The organism is Burkholderia reimsis (assembly GCF_003294055.1).
GTDB lineage: Bacteria > Pseudomonadota > Gammaproteobacteria > Burkholderiales > Burkholderiaceae > Burkholderia > Burkholderia cepacia.
The window spans coordinates 158950-180670 of record NZ_QMFZ01000005.1 but is presented as its reverse complement, the minus strand read 5'-3'; the positions used below and the strand labels follow the sequence as shown (position 1 = coordinate 180670).

Below are 21721 nucleotides of genomic sequence, written 5' to 3'. Positions count from 1 at the left end.
TGAAACGGCGCCCCCCCGGTTGCCGGCACGAATGGACTGTACGGAGTGGAGATGATGGTGAAGAGTGCAATGGAGATGGATGATTGTGGCGGCAGGCCGCGATATCGGATCGTTCAATACACGTTGCGGATGCCGAATTGAGCAGCTTCACGTCAATCGGATCCCGCCCGGAAGTCACGCGCGTGGTCGTCATCAACGACTACGCGAGAAAGGGCGGCGCGGAGGAGGTCTACCGGACGTCCATCGAGGTGCTGAGAAACATTCCGGGCGTCGACGTGTACTCGTTCGACGAGACGAATTTCCCGCCAGGCGAAGGCGCGTTCACGCGCGGCTGGAACCGCGCTGCGGCGAGTGCGCTGGCGGCGCTGCTCGACAAGGTGCGCCCGCATCGCGTGCTCGTGCACAACTATCACAACCTGCTGACGCAATCGATCCTGCCGGTACTCGCACGGCGGCGGCGCGAACAGGGATTTCGAACGTATCTCACGTGCCACGACTACCACCTGGTGTTTTACAACCCGAACCTGCTGACCTATCGCGACGGCCGCCCGGTGCCGGTCCCGGTCGATGCGCTGTCGAAACCGGCGCGGCTGTTCGGATTGGCGAGCCCTCGCGGACGTCTCCACGACGCGGTGAAAAAGCTGCACTGGCATGCCGTGTATGCGTACTGCAACCCGCGAAACGTATTCGACCTGTTCCTGTGTCCGAGCCCGTACATGCGCTCGGCACTGGCGCAGCGAGGCATCACGAAAAGTGCATTGCTGCCGAATCCGGTGAGCACGCTGGCAGAACCGTTTCCGCCACGTGTGTGTGATCGCGAGCAGTTCGATCTCGCCTATGTCGGTCGGCTCGACGCGGAGAAAGGCATTGACGAGTTCATCGAACTGGCACGTCAGACGGATTTCCGTCGAATCGGGAGCCTGACACTTTACGGCGACGGGATGCTGCGTGCGCAACTCGAAACACGCCACCAGGATCTGGTTCAGGCTCGACGGCTGCGTTTCGCCGGACGACTTGGCCACGGCGAGCTGTTTCATGCACTGCGCGCACACGATGCGCTGGTGCTGCCGTCCGTCTGGGCCGAAAACGCGCCGCTCGTGCTGGTCGAGGCCGCCACGCTGGGGCTGCCGGTGCTTGCGCACGAGATCGGGAGCCTGTCGACGTTCGGCAGCGAGATCGGCAACAAGATCCTGTACCGGAATTCGGCGGCCGGCCTGGCGAGCGCGCTCGACGAATTGGCCCGTCACTTGCGTACCACCGGCCGGCACTACGATTGCGCGGCATATTCGCCGTCGCGCTACGCGGCGCAGCTTGCGTCGTGGATGGAGCTCGGCGGGCAACAGGGGCGGTAGGGCACGCTGCGGAATCGTTACGGCACCGGCCGCGCATTCGTCGCGCGGCCATGAGACTCACTCGAGAGGAGCGTTATGTGGAGATGTCGACGTATCGCGGCGGTCGCGCTTGGCATACTGATGTTGTCGGCCGGTCAAGGCTACTGCCATGACGGCATGCGGGTGGAGGCAATCGCACCGGCCAATACGTCTGCCAGCCACGATTTCAAGGGTTCGTCGAACGGATTGCTCGGAGGTACGTCATCGATATCGAAAATCGACGTGCACACGCTGCTGTATCCGGGCAGTACGACGCAGGTGCTGGCCCACTATCTGCCGTGGTGGGGCCCCGACCCGCGCGGCGTGGACGTCGGTTATCGATCCGACGACCCCCGCCAGGCTTTTCGTACCTTCGCGGACATGCGCTCGAGAGGCATCGACGGCGTAATCGTCGACTGGTATGGCGCGGGGCATTTCGTCGACACGGCATGGCGGGCGTCCCTGCCTGAACTGGCGAAGTTTCCCGGGATGACGTTCTCGATCATGATCGACAGCGGCTCCTTCAAGTTCAATGCATGTCGCGGGTGCGATCTGACCGCGACAATCCTGAACAACCTTGCGTACATCAGCCGCGAATACTTCACGTCGAACCAGTATCTGCGTTACGACGGCCATCCGATCGTGTCGGAGTTCGGGATGGACGCAGTCGGGAAGGCTGATTGGGCGCGCATTCACGCGGCCTACCCCGACATCTACTGGATTCATACGCTGGCACAAGGCTTCGATCTTCCGTACAGCAAGGGCGCATATGTCTGGGAGCAGCCGTCGCCATGGAACACGCCACAGGCAGCCGGCACGCGGCACGACTTGCTGTATCGCGAGCGCTTCTACAACATTGCGCAGAACCAGCCACCCGGAATGATCACGGTCGGCGGCGCATGGAGCGGGTTCGACGATACGAAAGCATCGTGGGGCGCCGCGGCGCCACGCTATCTTGCGCCGGCGTGCGGCCGGACCTGGCTCGATACGTTCAGGAGCATCAACGAGCGCTTCAGCGTGCGGCAGCAGTTGCCGTTCGTCCAGTTGATCACGTGGAACGACTACGAAGAGGGGAGCGCACTCGAAACCGGCATTGCCAGTTGTACCGCGATCGACGCGCAGCCCGTGGGGGCGAGCGTGGCCGTCCGGATCACCCATCAGGAAACCGTCGACCATCTCGAACTGTACGAGCAGCTCGGCGCCGTGTCGTTCAGGCTGGTCGGCCGCTATCCGGCCGATATGACGAGCATTCCGCTTCCGGACAGCGGCGCGGGCACCTATTTCATCAAGGCCGTCGGCAAGCCGTTCATCGAGAACGTCGTGTCGCCGCCTGTCGTCGTGCGCTGACGCGCACGGGCAACGGCAGCACGCTCATTGCACATCGCTGGCCGTCGGCAGGATCCGCGCGGCCGGCTTTGACGCACCCGGTTCCTGCGGTGCGCAGGTCGCCCGCCCATACTGATCGTCGAACCGAACGATATCGTCCTCGCCGAGATAGTCGCCCGATTGCACTTCGATGATTTCGAGTGGAATCCGGCCGGGATTCTCGAGGCGATGCACTTCGCCGACCGCGATGTACGTCGACTCGTTCTCGCACAGCAGGAACGTCTCGCTGCCCCGCGTCACCTTCGCGGTGCCGCGCACGACGATCCAGTGCTCGGCGCGGTGATAGTGCATCTGCAGCGACAGCCGCTTGCCGGGCTCGACGACGATCCGCTTCACCTGGAAGCGCTGGCCGAGATCGATCGAATCGTAGTGCCCCCACGGCCGCTGCACCTTGCGGTGCTCGCGCGCCTGCGGGCGCCGGTCGGTCTTCAGGCGCTCGACGATGTTCTTCACGCGCTGCACGTCGTGCTTGTTCGCGACCAGCACGGCATCGGGCGTCTCGATCACGACGACGTCCTTCATCCCGACGCACGCGATCAGGCGGCCCTCCGAACGCACGAGGCTGTCCTGCGTGTCCTCGAACACGATCGGGCCGCGCGCGACGTTGCCGTGATCGTCCTTCGGCATGATTTCCCAGATCGCATCCCAGGTGCCGACATCCGACCAGCCGGCCGCGAGCGGCACCACGATGCCTTCGATGCCGAGTTCGCCGTGTTCCGCGAGCCGTTCCATCACCGCGTAGTCGATCGAGTCGGACGGGCACGTGTCGAAGGCCGCCGCATCGATCCGGAAGAATGGATCCTCGGGGATGCCCGCGCGCCACGCGGTTTCGCAGGCCGCATGGATGTCCGGTGCGAGTGCGCCGATCGCCTTCAGCCAGACCGATGCGCGCGTCACGTAAATCCCGCTGTTCCACCAGTAATCGCCGGATTGCAGGTAGCGTTCGGCCAGCGTCGCATCGGGTTTTTCGACGAAGCGCCCGATCGCGTAGCCGCCTTGGCCACCGTGGCGGCCCGTGCGCGGCTCGCCGACCTGGATGTAGCCGTAGCCCGTCTCCGCGCGTCGGGGCAGCACGCCGAGCGTGACGATCGCCCCTTCCTGCGCGTAGCGCGCCGCGCGCGCGATCGCGTCCTGGAACGCGCCGACGTCGGTGATCACGTGATCGGCCGGCATCACCGCGAGCACGGGATCGTCCGCGAGCTGGCTCGCGTCGAGCGCCGCAAGCGTCAGCGCGGGCGCGGTGTTGCGCGCGGCCGGTTCGAGCAGGATGCGGGCCGGCGCCGCGCGACCGACCACCTGCGCGGCACTCATGATGCGATGCTGTTCGCCGCAGACCAGCAGCAACGTGTCGCCGAGCGACGCGTTCGCGATGCCGTTCAGGCGGCGCGCCGTCGCCGACAGCGGCGATTCGTTCGAAATCAGCTCGATCAACTGCTTCGGATACTGCTCGCGGGACAGCGGCCACAGCCGGGTGCCGGAGCCGCCGGCGAGAATCACCGGCAGGATGCGCGGCAGGTCGGGATCGGGAACCGGGCGAAGGGTGCGGGTCATCGATTGGCTCCGGTGTCGGCGGGCAGCCGGTTGTGTGTACGGCTGTCGGCACGTGCGTCGTCGTCGCGCGACCGGTGTGCCGAAACGACCCGCTGCAGCAGGCCGCGCAGCGCGCCTGCCGCGCGGTCGCTGGGCCGCACCAGGCCGACGAACGGCGCACCCTGTTCGAGATACGGGCCGTAGGCCTTGCGGAATCCGAAACGCTTGTAGAACGCCTGGCGCGGTGCCGGGACGTGCGTGCGCACCGCGGCGTCGGGCCACGCCGCCTGCGCGGCGGTGAGGGCGCGCCCGATCAGCTGCTCGAGCGTCGCGTCGTCGCGTCGGCGCTCGCTCGTCAGAACCTTGTCGATCACGGCGTCCGGGTCGATGTCGTCGCCGGGCAGGATGCGTGCGTAGGCCGCGACTTCCATCGTGTCGCCGTCGCGTACGGTTGCATAGACATGCAGCGCACCGGCGTCCTTGCCGTCGATGTCGAGATGCGTGTGCGCGTCCTCGACCACCAGCACGGCGTTGCGCGCACGCAGGATTGCGTAGAGATCGACGGCGCCCAGATGTTCGAATTCACAACAATGCCATTCCATGATGCTGTCCTCGCGTGATGCCTTCGGCACGCCGTGCCGCGCGGACGCGATCGTTCCGTGCGGTGCGGCGATTCTCATCATCCGGGTGCGCCGTGCGCCGGTCTGTTCGAAAGCGTACTCTCGCTCCGGATTCGCGCGGCCGGCGCGGCTCGCACAGCGCGGCCTGCCGCGCGAGCGCCGAAAAGTGCGGTAGCACACACCGCGGCGGCCCGTGCTTTTCCATAATTGACCCATCGTCGCGGCCCGCCTCGATGCGCGGCCAGCCAACATCGAACGTCAATAAAGAACCGGGGCAGGACTTGAAGATTTCGAGCATTCACGACGGGGCGATCGTGCATGGCGGTGCCGGGCACACGCTCGCGGTCGGCTGCATCGCATGGGCAGACCGTGTCGAGCCTCGTCGAATTCCTTCCGGATCGTGCGCGCCCGCGCGGCACACGCGTCCCTCATCCCCACGCCATTGTCTGCACGCACGCGACACCGCGGCGATGCGTCGGCGCTGCGCCCGGCGATCAGGCGGTCCGGCGTGGCCGATTACGACAACGGGCGGCCCGCATCCTTACAGACGGATCGCAGGACACGGGCGTGTCGCGACCGGGCGTCGCCATGCTGCACTGCGGGGGGCGGCGGTCGGCACGATCGGCATCGCGTCTGGCCGCGACGATTCGCCGGAGGACGACCGGCGTGCGCGGCGGGCGTTTCGCCGTGTGCCGGCACCGCGGAACGGGATGCACGACGCGGTCTGGTTGATTACGGCATGTAACGGACAAGTGCGTGACAAGTGCGGGACAAGAGCAGGACCCGTGCGGGACGAGCAGGCCGCATGCGGTCGCGATACGATGCGGCCTGCCGGCGGTGGGCCCGATTATGTGGAAAATGAAATGCGGTGCCGACCTTTCAGGGGGATTTCGATGGATATCACATGCAATCGACCGCCCCCATCTTGCGGAAAAGTAGTATTTGCCACTGATTGACTGGAATGCTCGTAGATAATCAAATCTCAGTGAACAAACACGCGCGGTGCGGTGCGACAGGTCGCGTAACCGGTTGATTCAGGATTATCTTTTGGTAACACGACCATCTCGAAACGGGGTGTAAATTCAGATGCGGATGAAATGCGGCGGTCATTCCGGAAGCGGGTTGGCGGCCATCCGGTTCGGCATCGGGCGCCACTGTCGTGTACGACGTGACGCACATGCCGGCGGCATTCCCGTCTGCCGACGCGCTCCGCCTTGACGGCGGGCCGCTTCAAAGCGGGAACGTCGTGGCTCCCGCAGCCGCGCGTTCCCTTCGAGTTGGATGACAACGAGGCCGGATGACATCCGGCTCGACCTCCGGGGGTTCTCGCCGTGTGCAGTTTCGATCTTCGCCAAAGCTGCGGAAACGCAGCGCGGAAAGGCGGCCATGCGCCGCCGGCCGCAGCGCACGCGAACGGTTCGCGGAGTGGAGAAAGTGATGGTTCGTTATGAATATGCCAATAACGCGCGATAAGAGCGCCGGCGCGGGGAGTGGTAACGGGCAGCGTCCGCTGATTTACTGGACGCAGTCGCCGTCCGTCATGCTGCGAAAGGAACTGTCGCGACGCGACTGGAAAGTGTCGATCGTCGCGCAGGCGAGCGAGCTGCGCGACACATCCGGCGAGATCACCTGCGGCATCCTCGACCTGAGCGGCGGCCACGCCGACGCGATCGGCAGCATTGCGTCGACCTGCGCGTCGATGCGCGACGTCGTCTGGGTCGCGCTCGTCGACGTCGGCCAGACGGCGTCGCCGAACGTGCGCGCGCTGTTGCGCGACTATTGCTTCGATTACGTCACGTTGCCGGCGTCGCACCAGCGGATCGCCGATACGGTCGGCCATGCGTACGGCATGGAATGCCTGTTCGCGCGCGACCGCGAACGGCTCGAATCCGAAGAGAAAGGCATCGTCGGCACCTGCAGCGCGATGCTGCGGCTGTTCGATACGGTGCGGCGCTTCGCGCGCACGGACGCACCGGTGTTCGTGTTCGGCGAAACGGGAACCGGCAAGGAGTTGACGGCCGTCGCGATCCATCGCCATTCGGAGCGCCGCAACGGCCCGTTCGTCGCGGTCAACTGTGGCGCCATTCCGCCCCATCTGCTGCAATCCGAGCTGTTCGGCTACGAACGCGGCGCGTTTACCGGCGCGAACGCGCGCAAGATCGGTTATGTCGAAGCGGCGAACGGCGGCACGCTGCTGCTCGACGAGATCGGCGACCTGCCGCACGAGAGCCAGGCAAGCTTGCTGCGTTTTCTGCAGGAGCGTGCAATCCATCGCCTTGGCGGCAGCGATCCGGTGCCGGTCGATGTCCGGATCGTGTCGGCGACGCACGTCGACCTGCGCGACGCGATGGCGGAGGGGCGCTTCCGGGCCGACCTGTTCCACCGGCTGTGCGTGATGCGCATCGACCAGCCGCCGCTGCGCGCGCGCGGCAAGGACATCGAGCTGCTCGCGCATCACATGCTCGAACGCTTCCGCGGCGACGCGCGCCATCGCGTACGCGGCTTCTCGACGGATGCGATCACGGCACTGTACAAGCACGACTGGCCCGGCAACGTTCGCGAACTGATCAACCGCGTGCGCCGCGCGGTCGTGATGACGGAAGGCCGCCTGATCACCGCGCAGGATCTCGAGCTCGAATACTGTCTCGATGCGGCGTCACCGTCGGTGGCCGACATCCGCAAGTCGATCGAGCGCGAGGCAATCGAAACGGCGCTGCTGCGCACGCGCGGGCGCGTCGCGGCTTCGGCGCGCGAGCTCGGAGTGTCGCGAGCGACGCTGTACCGCTGGATGGAGGCATACGGGATCGAGCGTCCGCGCGGGACGGGCTCGTCCGACTGAGATTCGACCGGGGCGCTCGCGGCGTGCGCAGCCGCGAGCGCCGCGTCAACCGGCCTGCGTGGCGCGCACCGCGCGCGCGGCGTTCACGGCGCGGATTTCCACGGCCGGCGGCCCATCCGCGGCCCCATTCTTCCCGGCTGTTCCAAGCGGAACGAGCACCACGCGCGCCGGCGTGCCGGGCGCGAGATGGAACCAGTCGTCGCGCGGCACGAATCCCGGCGCATCGATCTGCACATGGCGTGCGACGTGCCGTGTATCGATGTCGACGTGCCACGTGTCGCCGGTGCGCGACACACACGCCTCCAGCCCGAGTTCGCGGCGCGCCAGCACCGCCGGATGCGTACGGGACGGGAAATGGAATGCCTGCGACAGCAGGGTGCCGTCGTCGCCGCGCAGGGTCGCAACGACGGTGTCGTGTTCGCAGGGCCCGAAGCGGTACGCGTAGGTCCAGTCGAAGAAGCGGCCGAGCAGCTCGGCCGAACCGATCCGCACGGTGTCGTGCGCGGCGATCCGAACCGGGCAGCCGGCCCGTGCAACCGCCGTGCGGCCGTCGCGCAGCGCGACCAGTTCGAGCGCCGCCGACAGCGGCGCGGGGCGCTCGTTGACGACATGCACGTCGAGCCCGTTCAGGCCTTCGTCGACGAGCAGCACCTGTACGGGTTGCAGCACCTGGCGCAGCGCGTGCCACGCCGATTTCGGCCGGTGCGCGGCGTCGATTACCCCCCAGCCGGCGCCCGGCATCACGTCCTGGAACTGCCAGACGAGCGCGCCGGCGCAGCGCGAGCCGGTGCGCCGCCATTCGGAAAACGTCTCGCGCATCAGGTCGGCGACCACCGCGCGCGACAGTTCGAAGTAGCGCGCCGGATCCTCGCGCCGCAGCCGGTCGGGCACGACGTCGTACAGCGTCTGCAGATAGTGGTCGCGAATGTCCTCGAAATCCCACGACGTGCCGGGGTCGCGCGGCACGGCGGCTTTCCAGCGCGGCTCGTGCACGCCGGGCCAGCCGAGCTCGGCGAGCGTCGCGTCGCATGGCACGTTCGAGAACGCGAGGCATTCGCTCGCGAAGCGCACGTCCGCGCGGCGTGCGTCATCGAGCGGGCGCAGGTAGGCACCGACACCGTAATAGTGCGACACGCGTTCGCGCGGCATGAACGGCAGCACGCCGCCGCCGGGCGAATCGGGCACGTACGGGACGTCGGGCCGGCATGCGGCCGCATGGCCGGCCAGCCGGTCGGCGGTCAGCTCGAGGAAGCGCTGCTTCGGCCCGAGCCCGGACATCGCGGCCTGCTGCGCGATCTCGCTGCCGCCGCACAGGACGGCAAGCGACGGCGATGCGCCGTGACGCGAGAGGAACTGTCGGGCTTCGCGATCGACGTTGTCCGCGAACGCGGGATCGTCGAGCGCGTAGTCGAAGTTCGCGAACATGAAATCCTGCCAGACCAGCAGCCCGAGCCGGTCGCACCACGCATGAAAGGCATCGGCTTCATAGGTCATCGTGCCGCCGATGCGGATCATGTTGAAGCCGGCGTCGCGCGCGAGCCCGAGCAGGCGGGCGTAGGTGGCGTCGTCCGCGTGCAGCGCGAGCGGCGCGGCACTGCTCCAGCACGCGCCGCGCGCGAACACGGGCACGCCGTTGACGCGCAGCCCGAAGCCCTTGCCGTCGGCACCGGGGTCGACCTCGATCGTGCGGAAGCCCGTCGCGCCGAGCGGTCGACGCTCGTCGCCGATATGCAGCGCAATGTCGTACAGCACCGGCTCGCCGTGCGTATGCGGCCACCAGCGGCACACGTTGGGCACCGCGACGCTTGCGCGCAGGCGATCGGGGCCCGCACGTTCGAGCGTGGCGTGGTGCTGGCCGCACGACAGCCGTGCCGCGAGCGCGTCGGGCAGCGGCGCGGCGAACGTCAGGTCCGCGTCGAGCCAGCCGGTGTCGCCTTCGATGCGCGCGTGCAGGTTGCAATCGGCGAGAACGGGCCCGTCGGCCGGATCGAGCACGTCCACGGGCCGCCACGGGCCGGTCGGCACATGCGGCGGAAACCAGCCCGGCATGTGCCCGAACAGCGACGTGCGGATCGTGCGCAGGGCCGCCGGCTCCGCGAGGCGCGTGCGCCAGCGCGCGCGGCGCGGCGCGCGCGCGTCGCGCAGGTGCGGGGCGAGCGCGCGGAAACAGAGGGTCAGCCGGTGCGACCCGTCGAGCGACACGGGCACGTCGTGCGCGACGAACATGCTGTCGGAGCGGAGGATCGGCGTGTCGTCGAGCCACGCCTGCGCGAGCGTCGCGAGGCCGTGAAAGCGCAGCACGCGCGGCCCGTGTCCGCGCAGTTCGATCCGGTACCAGTGGTCGCGCTCGTCGAGCGATACGGCTTCGTCGAGCCGGCCGGCGAGCGCGAGCGACTGTGCCACGGTACCGGGCACGGCCGCCGGAATCCAGCCGTTGCCGGCGGCCGGGAGATCGCGCGGTTCCCGTGCGGCCCCCGCGGCCGTCGCCAGCATCGACCACGCGGGCAGGGCGCGCGTGCGCGTCACCGCATGACCGGCACGGGTGCCGCCGCGTCGCTGTGCACGGGCGTCATGTGCCGCAGCGGCAAGCCGATCTGCCGCGCGCATGCGACCACGTCCGCGTAGGCGGCCTCGATCGCTTCGAGCGTCGAATCGCCGCGTTCCTCCTTGCCGCGCGCGCAGGCGCGCGCGAGCCGGAATTCCAGCACCATCGCCTCGGACGCGATGCGGTCGCACGCGGCGCGGATCTCGGCGAACGGCCCGACGCAGCCGCTGGCCTGCAGCCAGCGCGCGTAATGGCCGAACAGCTCGAAGTTCGCGCCGAGCTGCCGCACCGAGTTGAACGAGTACGCATGAAAGCGCTCGAGCGGCGAATCGGCGAGCGTCCGCGCGTCGGTCTGCAACTGCCGCCGGAACGCGGCGATCGGGTCGACCACCGGCAGGCGCCGCAGGTGGCGCTGCAGCGCGGCGAGCGACGTCTCGCACAGCGTGCGCTCGTCGAGCGGCGCAAACCGCCGTTTCGCGCATTCGACATAGGGTGGCAGCGTCATCGGCGAGCTGCCGCCGACGAGCCCGTCGTAGTCGAAATCCTCGGCCACGTAATAACCGCTGTTGTGGAAGTAGCCGATCTGGCGTTTCGCGCGGTCGATCGCATCGACGCCGATCGTCGTCTTCGTGTGCTGCGTGCGGTAGCTGCTGCCGCGCGTATCGGGCAGGAACCACGCGTCGACTTCGACGATCATCAGGTGACCGCGCGCGACCTGCGTCTCGATGTGCCGGTCGAGCGGTTCGTAGATCGAGTGCTCCTGCACGACGATGCCGTACAGCCGCTCCAGTTCGTCGTGCGGAAACTTGAAGAACGTGAACTGGTCGCCCTCGAAATCGAGCGCGATCGTAAACGGCAGCGCCGCGTACGGATTGAAGCCCCACCACCGGAGCACTTCGAGCCACATGTCGACGTAGCAGTTGGTCTGCTTCCAGACCATCTCCTGGCTGTGCAGCGGATGCGGCCGGTAGTGGCGCGCACGGTGGCGCACATCCTCGAACGACGCGTCTTCGCCGTCGCGGGACACGAATCTCATCGCGTGCCCCACAGCACGTCGCGGACTTCACGCGGCCATGCATCGAGGTCGAAGCCGTGATGGCGGAACAGCGCGAGCGTGAGCCGTTCGAGGCCGAAGCCGACGCAGCCCGTGTGCGCGACCTCGTCCGTCGCGGTGCGGATGTTCCACAGCAGCCCGAAATGGTCCATGTGGTAATTGAAGCTCAGGCAGGCGGTCTGGCGATCGTCGTGCTCGATCGGGATCAGCAGCTCGAACTTCAGGTTCTGCTCGCGCTGGCTGTTCGCGACGATCTTGCCGCCGCGCCCGAAGAACGGGTCGTTCGCGAGGTCGATCGCGTTGGGCAGGCGCAGCGCCTCGATCATCCGCGTGCCGCGTTCGATCCAGGTCTCGCGGAACGAGACGATCTGCTCGGGCGTACCGATCCGCACGTATTCGCGCATCCGGAACAACTGCATGCGGGTCGGATCGAGCGACGGCTCGTGGCGGAAGCAGTACGAGAATACGTCGACGATCCGGCCGTCGGCCGGCAGCGCGCCCGCGCGTGCCACGACAGGGTAGACGGGGTAGCACGCGGCCGGCGTCATCACGACGTAGGTCGGCTTCTGGTTTTCGGTCCAGTCGTCGCCGCGATCGAGACACTGCAACAGGCGCTGGTGCTGATGCTCGTCGCCGCAGAACGCGTGCACGCTGCCCGCGAGCTGCGGGAAGCTCTTCATGTATTCGCTGCGCTCGAACTCGATGCGGCTCATGGCCGGCGGGAAGCGCAGCACTTCGGCCTGCTGGTCGGCGCCGATGCGCGTGACGAACGCGTCGAGCGCTTCCACGACGCGCTCGAACCGTTCGCTGCGGCCGAACAGGCCCTGGATGCCGGTCGAGACCAGCAGGCCCGCGTCGATCAGTTCGTCGCGCAGCGGGTTGACGCCCGCGCGGTCGAGCGGTGCGTCGGCGGGAGCGGAGGCGGCGGAGGGCACGGCAAGGCGATCGTTCACGTATGTTTCTCCAGCGTCGCAGGACGCAGCGCGAGCAGCAGGTTCGAGGTGTTGGTGGCAATGCGGTCGTTGCTGATCATCAGCGGCGCCGCATGCAGGTCGCGAATGTGGCGGCCGATGCTGAACGGCGTGCCTTGCTTGTAGCCGGCCATCCCGCAGATCATCATGGCCTGGTGCGCGACTTCCAGCGCGGTCGTCGACACGTAGGTCTTCAGCGTGTTGATCTCGGCGGCCCAGGCCATGCCGGCCGACCACGAGCGCGCGGTCGCATTCGCATGGAGGCGCAGCACGTTGTCGACGCGGGCCTGCATGGCCTGCATCAGCGCGAGCGATTCGGCGATGCGTCGCGACGCGGGCGACGGTGCGCCGTCGGTCTGGCGGGCCTGCGCGCGGAAGAACTGGTGCGCGCGATGGAACGCGTCGCCGGCCACGCCGATCCAGACCGCGGCCCACAGTATGTGCGACACCGGCACCATCGTTTCCTCGGCGATCTTCGCGAACGGCACCGGCAGGCACTGGACGGCGGCGCCTTGCGCGTCGAGCTCGAAACCGTTGCTGCAGGTGCCGCGCATCCCGAGCGTGTCCCATTCGCCGCGGCGCGTGAGCGTGTAGCCATCGCGCAGCAGCGTGACGAGCACCTGCTCGGAAGCCGGGGCGTCCGCATCGCGTCGTGCGGTCGCGAGGATGCCGTCCGCATAGTCGCCGTACGAGATCGTCGGCGCGGATTTGCGCAGCCGGAACTCGCCGCCGTCGGTTTCGAGCGCGCACTGGCTCGCGCGCAGGTTGCCGCCGACGCCGTTTTCCGACGTAGCCGATGCGAGCAGCCACTGGTGGCGCACGAGTTGCTGCAGGAACAGCTTGTGCCAGCCCTGGTCGACCGCGTGGTCGACGATGCAGGCGACCTGGATCTGGTGCATCGCGAACACCATGGCCGACGACGCGCAGGCCTGGCCGAGAATCGAGCAGGTCGACGCGATGTCCTCCAGCGACGCGCCAGCGCCGCCGAGATGGGTCGGCACCATTGCGCCGAGCAGGCGGCGCGCGCGCATCGCCTCGATCGCCTCGACGGGGCAGCGCGCGTCCCGGTCGACCGCGTCCGCGTGCTGCGCGGCGATCTGCGCGACGGCATGCGCGGCCTCGTCGAGCCGATGCGCATCGCTGTCGGTCGCGAGTTCGGGAAGCAGCGCGCTCATGCGGAATGCTCGGTGCGTTGCAGCGTGGCGATCGTGTCCGCGAGCGCGTCGATGCTGCGGAACAGGTTGCGGTTCAGCATCTCGTCGGGAATCTCGATGTTGAATTGTCTCTCGATCGCGAGCATCAGCTGGATCGTGTCGAGCGACGAGAGGCCCGCTTCGTAGAGGTCGTCCCCGTCGCCGATCGAATCGATCGCGGCTTCGAGGTGGGCGACGTGCTTCAGGATGGTTCTGATTTCGTTTTTCACGTGCTGCTCCGGCGTGCGTGGTGTCGTCCGCTCGGGGCAGACGCGGCATACGCGCTGACGTCCCCCCGGCAGTCCGGCATCAGTAGACCATTGGCAGACACGGCGTTCTGTTCGCCACCCTACAAACCGCTAACCCTGCGTACCGAGGAAGCGCAGCGCCGAAGCGCCGCGCGGGCAGGTGGGGCAGGCGGGTCAGGCGCGCGCAGCGGCCGGCACACCCGAGTCGGCCGACAGGATGCGCTTCATCTCGTCACGCACGATCGCGCGGCAGCCGCACGACATCTTCTCGAGACCGTCGAGGTCGGCGAGCTCGATCGAACTCCGGTATTGCCGGATCAGGCCCAGCTTCTGGATCTCGCCGGCGGCATCGGTGACCGTTTCGCGCCGCACGCCGAGCATCTGCGCCAGCATGCTGTGCGTCACCTGGATCTCGATGCTGCGGGTCCGGTCGTACGCGAGCAGGAACCATCTGCATAACTGATGTTTGAGCACGTGATGACGGCTGCAGAACGTGATCTGCGAGACCTGCGCCATCAGCAGCCGCACGCAGACGAACACGAGATGGCGAATGACCGGCGACGCGTCGAACGCGGCGGCGAACACGCGCCGGTCGAGCCGGTAGACGAACCCGTCGCGGCAGGCCACTGCCCGGCAGGGCATCCGGCCGCTGCCGCCGATCACGTCGTCGCACGCCACGCTCTCGCTGCCGATCTCCGCGACTTCCAGCGTCATGCCGCCGGACGACACGTACTGCAGCGAAATCGCGGTCGTGACGGGCAGGTAGACCGCGGCGAGCATTTCGCCGGGCTCGCAGAGCACTTGCCCCGATTTCAGGTGGACGAGTTGAAGGTGGGGGACGAATGTCGCGAGCTCGTCGCGGTCGACGGCCGCGAGAAACCGGTTCGCATCGAAGCTGTGGGACAGCTCGATCATCCCGTTCGCGTACGCGACGGTGTCAGGGGCCTGGTGAGTCACGGCGCATCCTCGTAGGGTGGCGGTCGCGCGTCGTCTCGGCGATACCCCGAAAATGGGGAATTCGCACGATCGTGCGGACTTGTGTTCGTCAGAAATGGAGTGACGATACTCGCGAAAAGGCTAACACGCCATTGAATTCGATCAATTGCACATTGCGTAATTTCACAAAGTTTGACGATTTTTGGCGGGCGGGAATGTTATCCGGATTTAGTGATTCGTTTTAGCGGAATTAATCATCCGGAAATCGAATGGGACGTTCGGCATTCATTCGATGTCGAACGGGAATCAATCGAACGCTGCCGTGCTGCGTGCGAAGAAAGTCCCGGTCGGACATTGAACATTCTTTGACAATTAAAGGGTTGGCACGAAAATATCCATAAAAATCAATGTGATACGAGAGAAGTGTGCGTCAGATGACAGAGCCGGAAATTAGTGTGTCGATTCAAATTTGAGACAGTTTCAAACAGCCGTGCGAGGCATGGTGCCGCGGCGAAGTGCTGCCGGGCACATCACGGAAACAATTGAAAATCGACTGTAAGTATATGAGCGACAAGCCTGGGAGCCGCGCCGTGTCTGTCTCGGTTCGATGCAGGGGAAATGATCAGTCAAATCGCTCGCGGTGTCCGGCGCCCGGAAGAGTGTCCGGAAATGAGACGCTTTTTTTGGTTTTGGGCCGGTAATTCGGGCGATCTAAATCGGGCGTGATTCATATATTAAGGATGGGCATGGTTTGGCACGTAAATCGCTTATTCGGGCTGGCGTGTCGAAACGGGACGGCCGATTCGATCCGGCGGCAACAAAGCCGACGGTCGGTCGGAATCAGGGTTGTGGGCCGCAACCACTGCCGGCGTCCGGGCGCGCATCGCGATAACGAGTTCCGTGCCCGCGGCTGCAGGCGGCGCGGACGATAAAAGGGATACAGACATGCTTCATCTTCACTCGAGCTACTCGGCGAATGCCATCCTCGATGCCCTCCCGGAGGACAGCATCCGCAACATCGCACCGCATCTCGAACTGGTCAGGATCAAGGCCGGGATGCTCGAGCGGGTCGGCGAACCGATGCGCCACGTGCATTTCCCGACGACGTCGATGATGTCGGTGCAGCACCTGATGGAAGACGGTGCGATGGTCGAGGTGGCGCAGGTCGGCCGCGAGGGAGTGGTCGGTCTGGCGACGCTGGTCGGTGGCGCCGCGGCGTCGCACCGGGTCGAGGTCCGCATCGGCGGGATGGCCTATCGTGTGCCGAGCTGCGTGATGCGCGCCGAATTCGAGCGGTCGCCGGCGACCTACCGGCTGCTGCTCAGCTACTGCCAGGCAGCGATGGCGCAGATCTCGCGCAGCGCGCTGTGCAACCGGCATCACTCGGTCAGCGAGCAGCTCAGCCGCTGGCTGCTGCTCGCGCACGACCGCATCGACGGCGACGAACTGGCGGTCACGCAGCAGACGATCGCGAACATGCTCGGCGTGCGGCGCGAAGGCGTGACGGAAGCGGCCGGCAACCTGCAGGAATCCGGGCTGATCCGGCAGCGCCGCGGCCGCATCACGGTGCTCGACCGCGACGGCCTCGAACATCACGCGTGTGAATGCTACGACCTGATTCGCGCCGACTATCGCAGGCTGCTCGGCACACGTGGGACGGCAAGGCCGACACCCGTTCGGCCCCGCATGCCGGACGAGCGTCGCGGGTTCCCCGCACATGGTGCGTGACGATGCACCCGAGGTTCGGTGGAACGAATGCGATGCGGCGTGCCGCGATCGCAGCGGCCGACGCCGTGCTCGTGCTGGCCGGCGCGCTCGCGGCGCAGGCGGCCTCGGGCCTCGCGTGGCGCGCGCTGTCCGACGCGCAGCGCGGCGCGATCGCGCTGCTGTGCGTGCTGACCGTGGCGTTGCTGCCGCGCTACCTGCGCACCGCGCGTGGCAGCGTGGCGCCGCAAGGCGGCACGCATGCGCTGACGCAGACGATCGTGGCGCTCGTCTGCGCGAGCGTGCTGACGGTGGCGGCCGCGATGTGGATCATGAACCGAGGCGGCACGATCACGACACGCTGGATCGCGCGCACGGTGCTGGCCGGCGACGCGGCGCTGCTGCTCGGTCGTGCCGCGCTGCTGGCGCTGGCACTGACGCGCGACGACCCGCGCGCGCGGCAGCGCCGCGTCGCGGTGGTCGGTGCGACGGCGTACGGGCGTGTCGCGGTCGAGCGGATGCAGCTCGCGCCGCAGGGCCCTTTCGTGGCGGCGTGCGTATTCGATGACGACGCACCGGCTGCCGCCGGCGGCATCGGCGGCGTGCCGGTGATCGACGACTGGAACGCACTGCGCGACCTGATTCGCGGTGGCGAGATCGACGAGGTATGGCTCACGCTGCCGATGTCGCACGAGTGGCGGATCCAGCGCATCGTCCGCGAGTTGCGCGACGAGTTCGTGGAATTGCGGCTGCTGCCCGACGTGCGGCAGATGGCGATGGTCGATCGCTCTGCGACCGACGTGCTCGGCATGCCGGCGATCAATCTGGCGACTACGCCGCGCTCGGCGCCGGAGCTGTGGGCGAAGTTCGCGTTCGACCGGCTGTTCGCATTCGGTGTGCTGATTCCGCTGCTGCCGCTGCTGTCGATGCTGGCGATCGCGGTCAAGCTGTCGTCGCCGGGGCCCGTGCTGTTCAGGCAACGCCGCAAGGGCGTCGACGGCCGGGAGTTCGACATCCTGAAGTTCCGGACGATGCGCGTGCATCGCGCACAACCGGGCGTCGTGCGGCAGGCGTCGCGCAACGATGCGCGCATCACGCGCCTCGGCGCGTTCCTGCGGCGCACGTCGCTCGACGAGCTGCCGCAGTTCTTCAACGTGCTGTTCGGGCAGATGTCGGTCGTCGGCCCGCGTCCGCATGCGATCGAACACGACGACCTTTACCGGCAACTGATCGACTGCTACATGTACCGCTACCGCGTGCGGCCCGGCATCACCGGATGGGCACAGGTGAACGGCTATCGCGGCGAGACGCGCAAGGTCGAGGCGATGGAGGCGCGCGTCAAGTTCGACCTGTTCTACATGCAGAACTGGAGCTTCTGGTTCGACATGAAGATCATCCTGCTGACGGTCGTGCGAGGTTTTATCGGCCGGAACGCCTTTTGAGGATGACGAATCGTCCGGTGAGTTAAATCACGCCGGCAAATTCGTCGGTGGATCGATGTCGAACCGAAGGACAGACGCGATCATGCGGCGAATTGCTGCGCTGCGGCTGCGCTGACGGGCGTTTCGGCGTGAATCTTGCATCGTGTTTTCGCGTCCGTCCCCAGTTTGCGCGAGCGTTCACATGCATCGCGGGGCACACTGATTCCGGTCAACACACACCCGCTCAATGGGTTTATCCTGCATCGCATGCGTCCGGCGCCTGATGCGTCCGGGCGCGTATCCGTGGCGCGGCGGCGCCGGTCGAACCTTGCCCGCCGCACACCGGCGCGACACTGCGCGCGACCGTTTTCCGCGCGGAACCCGGAACAGGAGAGACGCCATGGCGCTCGACGCACAACAACGGCAGACGCTGAAGCAGCGGCTGAACGAGAGCGAGCAGACGTTACGTGCGGAGATCCGCACGAGCGAAGACCAGCGCGCGTCGGAATCCTATGCAGATCTCGCCGGCGCGGCGCCGGACGAGGGCGACGAGGCGAATGCGGACCTGTTCGTCGACGTCGATCACGCATTGATCGGCATGAAACTGACCGAACTGCGCGCCGTCGGCCGCGCGCAGCAGCGGATGCGCGACGGCAGCTACGGCGAATGCATCGATTGCGACGGTTCGGTCGGCTACGAGCGCCTGCTGGCGCGCCCGGCCGCCGAACGCTGCACGCATTGCCAGTCGATCTACGAGCGGCACTACGCCACGACGCCGCGCGCGACCCTCTGACGTCGGGCCGCAACGTCGCAGCACGCGACGCACGGCCGGCGTACGATGATGAACGTGCGCCCGGCGGCGTCGGCATGCGGCACCGCGCGGGCAGACGGCGTCGCGCACGCGCGCGGCACCATCCACGTGGAAGGGAGCCACGCCGATCATGCCGATCCACAATGCCGGGTGTGCGGCCGTGTTCGCCGAGATCGCCGACATGCTCGAGATCCAGGGCGCCAATCCGTTCCGGGTGCGCGCGTATCGCAACGCCGCGCGCACGATCGCCGACTACGGGCGCGATATCGCGACGATGATCGCGAACGGCGACGATCTCGGGAAGATTCCGTCGATCGGGCCCGATCTCGCGTCGAAGCTGCGCGAGATCGCCGCGACCGGCACCTGCGAATTGCAGCAAACGCTGCGTCACGCGCTGCCGGGCGCGATCGTCGAGCTGCTCGACGTGCCGGGGCTCGGCGCGAAACGCGTGAAGGCGCTGCATGAAGCGCTGCACGTCGATTCGCTCGAACAGCTTCGCGCCGAGGCGAAGAGCGGGCACGTGCGTGAACTGCCCGGCTTCGGCGCGAAAACCGAAGCCCATCTGCTCGAAGCGATCGACGACCGGCTGCAACGCGAACCCCAACGCTTCCTGCTGCCGGATGCGGCGCACTCGCTGCTGCCGCTGCTCGAACGCCTGCGCGCGATTGCGGGTGTCGGCAAGGCCGTGCCGGCCGGCAGCTTCCGCCGCCGCCGCGAGACGGTCGGCGATCTCGACATCCTCGTCACCGCACGCGATCCGGAGGCCGTCGCCGACGCGTTCGTCGGCTACGGCGAGGTGGCGCGCGTGCTGGCGCACGGCAAGACGAAGTCGAGCGTCGTGCTCGCGAACGGATTGCAGGTCGACCTGCGCGTCGTCGATGCCGATGCGTTCGGCGCGGCGCTCGTCTACTTCACCGGATCGAAGGCGCACAACATCGCGTTGCGCAGGATCGCGCAGGCCGGCGGGCTGAAGATCAACGAATATGGCGTGTTTCGCGGCGACGAACGGATCGCCGGCGCGACCGAGGCGTCGGTTTACGCGGCGATCGGGCTGCACGAAGTCCCGCCGGAATTGCGCGAGGATCGTGGCGAGATCGACGCGGCGCGCGCGGGCACGCTGCCGGCGCTGGTCGAGCGCAAGCAGGTGCATGGCGACCTGCATGCGCATACCGACGCATCGGCCGGCCGCGACAGCTTGCGCGCGATGGCCGATGCGGCGCGCGCGCGCGGATTCGCGTACCTGGCCATCACCGACCGGGCACCGGATGCCGGCGGCGGCCGCAACGGCTTCGACTGGCTTGCCCGGCAACTCGACGAGATCGACCGCCTGAACGCGTCGTTCGACGATTTCGTGCTGCTCAAGGGAGTGGAGGCCGGCATTCTCGAGGACGGCAGCCTCGACGTGCCCGACACGTTGCTCGGCCGGCTCGATCTCGTGGTCGGTGCGGTACGTGACGGCTTCGAGTTGTCGCGCGACGCGCAGACCGCGCGCGTGCTGCGCGCGATGGACCAGCCGCATTTCACGATTCTCGCGCACCCGACGGGCCGCATGCTCGGCGAGCGCGCCGCATGCGAACTCGACGTGGCACGCGTGATCGCGCACGCCGCGGCGCGCGGCTGTTTCGTCGAACTCGATGCGCAGCCGCGGCGGTTCGACCTGCCGGACATCTGGTGCCGCGAGGCCGCGAAGGCCGGCGTGCCGGTGGCGATCGGCTCGGATGCGTGCAGCACGGACGAACTCGACAATCTCGCATACGGCGTCGATCAGGCGCGACGCGGCTGGCTGACGCGGCCCGACGTGCTGAACACGCGCACGCTCGCGCAATTGAGGCCGCTGCTTGCACGCACGATGGGAGCGGACGGCGCGTCCAGGCGCCGCGGTTCGAAGGGCACATGAACGCACCGGCGGGCGCGTCGCCCGCCGCGCGTGAAGGCGGTCACGTCATGCCAGCACGCCGGCCGCCGGCACGTAGGGCAGGCCGAGCGCCAACGCGACCGCTTCGTACGTAATGTGCCCGTCGCACACGTTCAGGCCCGCGCGCAGATGCGGATCGTCGGTCATCGCCTGCTTCCAGCCCTTGTCGGCGAGTGCGAGCGCGTGCCCGAGCGTCGCGTTGTTCAGCGCGAAGGTCGACGTGCGCGCGACCGCGCCGGGCATGTTCGCGACGCAGTAGTGCACGACGCTGTCGACGACGAAGGTCGGGGCCGCGTGCGTCGTCGCGTGCGAAGTCTCGAAGCATCCGCCCTGGTCGATCGCGACGTCGACGACGACCGCCCCCGTGCGCATCGTCGCGATCATGTCGCGCGTGACGAGCCGCGGCGCCGATGCGCCCGGCACGAGCACGGCGCCGATCACGACGTCGGCATCGCGCACGGCTTCGTCGATCGTGTGCGCGTTCGAGCAGACGGTCGCGATCCGGTTGGCGAACACGAGGTCGAGCTGGCGCAGCCGGTTCACGTTGGTGTCGAGCACGGTGACGCGCGCGCCGAGGCCGACCGCCATCTGCAGTGCGCCGGTGCCCACCACGCCCGCGCCGAGCACGACGACGTGCGCGGCCGGCACGCCGGGCACACCGGCCATCAGCAGGCCGCGCCCGCCGCGCGGGCTTTCGAGGTGGGTCGCCGCGACCTGGATCGACATGCGCCCGGCCACCTCGCTCATCGGCGCGAGCAGCGGCAGGCCGCCGCCCGGGCCCGTCACGGTTTCGTAGGCGATGCAGACGGCGCCGGACTTCACGAGTGCCGCGGCCTGTCCGGGATCGGGCGCGAGATGCAGGTACGTGTAGAGGATCTGCCCGCGCCGCAGCATCGCGCATTCCGCCGGCTGCGGCTCCTTGACCTTGATGATCATGTCGGCGCGCGCGAAGACTTCGTCGGCACCGTCGCAGAGCGATGCGCCCGCGGCCGTGTAGTCGTTGTCGAGCAGGCCGATCGCGGTGCCCGCGCCGCGCTGCACCAGCACTTGGTGGCCGTGCCGAGTGAGTTCGCGCGCGCCGGCCGGCGTGAGGCCGACACGGTATTCGTGGTTCTTGATCTCCTTCGGCACGCCGATCAGCATGAGTCGCCTCCATGGCCTTCGTTATCGTTGTCGTG

At 67.5% G+C, this 21721-nt stretch carries 16 protein-coding genes; 7 read left to right on the top strand and 9 right to left on the bottom strand.

Annotation, left to right across the window (positions count from 1 at the left end):
- Positions 1 to 137 precede the first annotated feature (137 nt).
- Positions 138 to 1352 carry a glycosyltransferase family 4 protein gene (locus DPV79_RS08900; RefSeq protein ID WP_113045218.1) on the top strand — a complete coding sequence of 405 codons (1215 nt, stop codon included), beginning with the start codon at positions 138 to 140 and terminating at the stop codon, positions 1350 to 1352.
- A gap of 261 nt (positions 1353 to 1613) precedes the next feature.
- The gene (locus DPV79_RS08895; RefSeq protein WP_244321722.1) at positions 1614 to 2717 is read left to right on the top strand and encodes a glycoside hydrolase family 71/99 protein; all 1104 of its coding nucleotides are present in this window, start codon (positions 1614 to 1616) and stop codon (positions 2715 to 2717) included.
- A 24-nt stretch (positions 2718 to 2741) separates the two neighbouring features.
- Here DPV79_RS08895 and DPV79_RS08890 read toward each other — a convergent pair whose 3' ends face one another.
- Complete coding sequence (locus tag DPV79_RS08890; protein WP_059485039.1) at positions 2742 to 4307, bottom strand: mannose-1-phosphate guanylyltransferase/mannose-6-phosphate isomerase; 1566 nt, start codon at positions 4305 to 4307, stop codon at positions 2742 to 2744.
- Positions 4304 to 4888 (bottom strand): GNAT family N-acetyltransferase, encoded by a 585-nt coding sequence (locus tag DPV79_RS08885; protein ID WP_021159466.1) that lies wholly within the window; start codon positions 4886 to 4888, stop codon positions 4304 to 4306. Before DPV79_RS08885 ends, DPV79_RS08890 begins: the two co-directional genes overlap by 4 nt.
- 1465 nt (positions 4889 to 6353) lie before the next feature.
- Here DPV79_RS08885 and DPV79_RS08880 point away from each other — a divergent pair.
- Positions 6354 to 7745, top strand: a complete 1392-nt coding sequence (locus tag DPV79_RS08880) for a sigma-54 dependent transcriptional regulator (protein ID WP_042975033.1) — start codon at positions 6354 to 6356, stop codon at positions 7743 to 7745.
- Between the two features lie 45 nt (positions 7746 to 7790).
- On the opposite strand, the gene DPV79_RS08875 is transcribed toward DPV79_RS08880, so the two are convergent.
- The 6 genes from DPV79_RS08875 to DPV79_RS08850 all read right to left on the bottom strand — a co-directional run bounded on the left by DPV79_RS08875 (position 7791) and on the right by DPV79_RS08850 (position 14713).
- Entirely contained in the window at positions 7791 to 10271 is a 2481-nt protein-coding gene (locus DPV79_RS08875; protein WP_113045216.1) for a glycoside hydrolase family 2 protein, read from the bottom strand.
- On the bottom strand, positions 10268 to 11326 hold the full coding sequence (locus tag DPV79_RS08870; RefSeq protein WP_113045271.1) for a DUF1839 family protein: 1059 nt from the start codon (positions 11324 to 11326) through the stop codon (positions 10268 to 10270). The genes DPV79_RS08875 and DPV79_RS08870 overlap by 4 nt, the downstream gene beginning before the upstream one ends.
- The gene (locus tag DPV79_RS08865) at positions 11323 to 12297 is read right to left on the bottom strand and encodes an amino acid--[acyl-carrier-protein] ligase (protein WP_113045215.1); all 975 of its coding nucleotides are present in this window, start codon (positions 12295 to 12297) and stop codon (positions 11323 to 11325) included. Before DPV79_RS08865 ends, DPV79_RS08870 begins: the two co-directional genes overlap by 4 nt.
- Positions 12294 to 13490: an acyl-CoA dehydrogenase family protein gene (locus tag DPV79_RS08860; RefSeq protein WP_113045214.1), complete on the bottom strand. Its 1197-nt coding sequence runs from the start codon at positions 13488 to 13490 to the stop codon at positions 12294 to 12296. Before DPV79_RS08860 ends, DPV79_RS08865 begins: the two co-directional genes overlap by 4 nt.
- Positions 13487 to 13738, bottom strand: a complete 252-nt coding sequence (locus DPV79_RS08855) for an acyl carrier protein (RefSeq protein WP_113045213.1) — start codon at positions 13736 to 13738, stop codon at positions 13487 to 13489. Before DPV79_RS08855 ends, DPV79_RS08860 begins: the two co-directional genes overlap by 4 nt.
- Positions 13739 to 13930: 192 nt before the next feature.
- Complete coding sequence (locus DPV79_RS08850) at positions 13931 to 14713, bottom strand: Crp/Fnr family transcriptional regulator (RefSeq protein WP_208866712.1); 783 nt, start codon at positions 14711 to 14713, stop codon at positions 13931 to 13933.
- A gap of 924 nt (positions 14714 to 15637) precedes the next feature.
- On the opposite strand from DPV79_RS08850, the gene DPV79_RS08845 reads away from it, so the two are divergent.
- The 4 genes from DPV79_RS08845 to polX all read left to right on the top strand — a co-directional run bounded on the left by DPV79_RS08845 (position 15638) and on the right by polX (position 20525).
- Positions 15638 to 16420 carry a Crp/Fnr family transcriptional regulator gene (locus tag DPV79_RS08845; RefSeq protein WP_113045211.1) on the top strand — a complete coding sequence of 261 codons (783 nt, stop codon included), beginning with the start codon at positions 15638 to 15640 and terminating at the stop codon, positions 16418 to 16420.
- Positions 16421 to 16422: 2 nt separating this feature from the next.
- Positions 16423 to 17838 carry an undecaprenyl-phosphate glucose phosphotransferase gene (locus tag DPV79_RS08840; protein WP_425267354.1) on the top strand — a complete coding sequence of 472 codons (1416 nt, stop codon included), beginning with the start codon at positions 16423 to 16425 and terminating at the stop codon, positions 17836 to 17838.
- A 379-nt stretch (positions 17839 to 18217) separates the two neighbouring features.
- Positions 18218 to 18610, top strand: a complete 393-nt coding sequence (locus DPV79_RS08835) for a TraR/DksA family transcriptional regulator (protein ID WP_034196043.1) — start codon at positions 18218 to 18220, stop codon at positions 18608 to 18610.
- A gap of 148 nt (positions 18611 to 18758) precedes the next feature.
- The gene (gene polX, locus DPV79_RS08830) at positions 18759 to 20525 is read left to right on the top strand and encodes a DNA polymerase/3'-5' exonuclease PolX (protein ID WP_113045210.1); all 1767 of its coding nucleotides are present in this window, start codon (positions 18759 to 18761) and stop codon (positions 20523 to 20525) included.
- Between the two features lie 45 nt (positions 20526 to 20570).
- On the opposite strand, the gene ald is transcribed toward polX, so the two are convergent.
- Positions 20571 to 21686, bottom strand: a complete 1116-nt coding sequence (gene ald / locus DPV79_RS08825) for an alanine dehydrogenase (RefSeq protein ID WP_113045209.1) — start codon at positions 21684 to 21686, stop codon at positions 20571 to 20573.
- Between the last annotated feature and the right edge of the window lie 35 nt (positions 21687 to 21721).

What these genes read in the sequence shown, in the direction of transcription:
- DPV79_RS08890 (WP_059485039.1), bottom strand. Translation starts at nt 4,307, where the DNA reads ATGACCCGCACCCTTCGCCCGGTTCCCGATCCCGACCTGCCGCGCATC.
- DPV79_RS08885 (WP_021159466.1), bottom strand. Translation starts at nt 4,888, where the DNA reads ATGGAATGGCATTGTTGTGAATTCGAACATCTGGGCGCCGTCGATCTC.
- DPV79_RS08880 (WP_042975033.1), top strand. Translation starts at nt 6,354, where the DNA reads ATGAATATGCCAATAACGCGCGATAAGAGCGCCGGCGCGGGGAGTGGT.
- DPV79_RS08870 (WP_113045271.1), bottom strand. Translation starts at nt 11,326, where the DNA reads ATGAGATTCGTGTCCCGCGACGGCGAAGACGCGTCGTTCGAGGATGTG.
- DPV79_RS08860 (WP_113045214.1), bottom strand. Translation starts at nt 13,490, where the DNA reads ATGAGCGCGCTGCTTCCCGAACTCGCGACCGACAGCGATGCGCATCGG.
- DPV79_RS08845 (WP_113045211.1), top strand. Translation starts at nt 15,638, where the DNA reads ATGCTTCATCTTCACTCGAGCTACTCGGCGAATGCCATCCTCGATGCC.
- DPV79_RS08840 (WP_425267354.1), top strand. Translation starts at nt 16,423, where the DNA reads ATGCACCCGAGGTTCGGTGGAACGAATGCGATGCGGCGTGCCGCGATC.
- DPV79_RS08835 (WP_034196043.1), top strand. Translation starts at nt 18,218, where the DNA reads ATGGCGCTCGACGCACAACAACGGCAGACGCTGAAGCAGCGGCTGAAC.
- polX (WP_113045210.1), top strand. Translation starts at nt 18,759, where the DNA reads ATGCCGATCCACAATGCCGGGTGTGCGGCCGTGTTCGCCGAGATCGCC.
- ald (WP_113045209.1), bottom strand. Translation starts at nt 21,686, where the DNA reads ATGCTGATCGGCGTGCCGAAGGAGATCAAGAACCACGAATACCGTGTC.